Source organism: Baaleninema sp. (assembly GCF_049974805.1).
Taxonomy (GTDB): Bacteria; Cyanobacteriota; Cyanobacteriia; order Cyanobacteriales; family Geitlerinemataceae; genus Baaleninema.
This window is the reverse complement of the sequence record NZ_JBNGCO010000230.1, coordinates 1-2,106: the sequence shown is the minus strand read 5'-3', so window position 1 is coordinate 2,106 and position 2,106 is coordinate 1. Positions and strand designations below refer to the sequence as shown.

General features: G+C 48.8%; 2 protein-coding genes. Both read left to right on the top strand.

What is annotated here, in order from left to right:
• On the top strand, positions 1-343 hold a 343-nt coding region (locus ACP5D4_RS21525), incomplete at its 5' end, for an Ig-like domain-containing protein (RefSeq protein ID WP_428013651.1).
• Positions 344-757: 414 nt separating this feature from the next.
• Positions 758-1,939, top strand: a complete 1,182-nt coding sequence (locus ACP5D4_RS21520; RefSeq protein WP_428013650.1) for an RtcB family protein — start codon at positions 758-760, stop codon at positions 1,937-1,939.
• Positions 1,940-2,106 lie beyond the last annotated feature (167 nt).

The following is a 2,106-nucleotide window of genomic DNA, read 5'->3' as shown; positions in this document are numbered from 1 at the left end:
CTGCTGTGGGCTAGAAATGAGAATCCCCGTGTCTTCAGACCGGGGAGTGTCAAAACTGGGGTCTGGCAGCATAACGCCGAACGTCACCGCGTCCTCCTTCAGTCAAAACGGCGTCGAACTGCCGCACATCGTTTTTGACGAAACCAACTACACCAACCCCGACGCCAACGCACAGAATTTAGCGCGAAATATCCTCGATTCCCGCGATGCGATCGTCTTAATGCCTCAGAATCCCCTAGAACCGGGAGCAACTTACACCGCCTCGATTACCGCCAACGGAAACACCACCACCTGGTCGTTTACGGTACGGGAGTTAGACGAAGCGGCCTTACTCCTCGGATAGCGCCGTAGGTTGGGTGCAACGGAGTCGAACCCAACAACCAAGGTGCATAGCGTCGTCTGCAGCATAACCCAAAAACCCGCCAGAACGCCCCCCAGCTTGACAACGCCAACTTGTAGTATTAATGTAGTACAACGATCGAAAAAACGCGATCCTCTTGTTGCCTGGTGATTCTTATCCCTATCTTCGATCGCCATTAAGATCGAAGATAGGGAGTTTTATAGGGTCTTCGTAGTTTGAGGTGATAAGCATATTGAATACCCGATCGTCCCAAATTTTGTATTCTAATTTACAAATCACACCATAATCTCCGAAGACCCGTTTTATATTTTTATCAAGGTAAAATTCAACCATTTTATAATACCAAAAAAACGCCAAAAAATACCAAAAAATACAGGTTAAACTCCCTAAAAAACCATGCCCTACCAACCCTTAAAAGTATCAACACCCAACCCCATTTTATCCTGGGCAAAAGGCGACCTCGCCTCGCAAGAAATCCAAATGGCGAAAAACGTCGCCGCCTTACCCTTCGTGTTCAAGCACGTTGCGTTAATGCCAGACGTACACCTCGGAAAAGGGGCGCTCGTCGGCTCAGTGTTAGCCACCCAAGACGCCATTATTCCCGCCGCTGTTGGCGTCGATATCGGCTGCGGAATGTGCGCCGTCAAAACGCCATTTGTTGCCGCCCAAATTGAGGGCAAACTCAAACCCATTCGCCAAGATATCGAAGCCGCGATTCCCGTCGGCTTTAACGCCAATAAAGACATCGAAAAATCAGTCAACAACTGGCAAGGATGGCGCGAATTTCAAGCCTTACATAAAGGCGTGCGGGATTTGAGCGACAAAGCCATGAAACAGATGGGTTCTCTCGGTGGCGGAAACCACTTCATCGAAGTCTGTTTGGATATCGAAGAAAACCTCTGGCTGATGCTACATTCCGGTTCGCGACATATCGGCAACCGTCTGGCGCAGTGCCACATCAACACGGCGAAAAACCTGGCGAAACTGGCGCATACCAAACTAGCAGACCCCGATTTAGCCTATTTTGTCATGGGAACCCCGGAATTTGACGCTTACTGGCACGATTTGCAGTGGGCGCAGCATTATGCGCGGTACAATCGCGATGTGATGATGGCGCGGTTAAAACGCATTGTCGAGAAACATCTGTGCGGCGGAACTCCCATGAAACCGCTGTTAGAAGTGAACTGTCATCACAATTACGCCGAACGAGAAGTGCATTTTGGCGAGTCGGTGTATGTGACGCGCAAAGGTGCTGTGAGAGCGCAACAGGGAGACTATGGAATTATCCCCGGTTCGATGGGAACGAAATCCTATATTGTCAAGGGAAAAGGCAATCTGGAAAGCTATTGTAGCTGTTCTCACGGGGCGGGGCGGTTGATGTCGAGAACGCAAGCCAAAAAACGCTTTTCGCTCGACGATTTACTCGAGCAAACTCAAGGGGTAGAATGCCGCAAAGATAAAGGGGTTCTCGATGAGATTCCCGGTGCTTACAAACCTATCGACGAGGTGATGTCGCAACAGTCGGATTTGGTGGAAGTGGTGGCAACCCTCAAACAGGTGGTTTGTGTGAAGGGGTAATATTGTTTTCTAACCTTTTTGGATTCCCAGTGCTGGCTGGGAATCTTTTTTTTGTTTTGAAGATTGTCACAGAAATCGATCGCTTGTCTGAAAGCGTGGTAAAATGTTGGTATGGAAAGTCTTATCTATGAAGTTTTACGCTAAAGTCACAACGGCATAAAAAAGGT

Coding starts and splice junctions, on each gene's coding strand:
- ACP5D4_RS21520 (WP_428013650.1), top strand. CDS start 758: ATGCCCTACCAACCCTTAAAAGTATCAACACCCAACCCCATTTTATCC.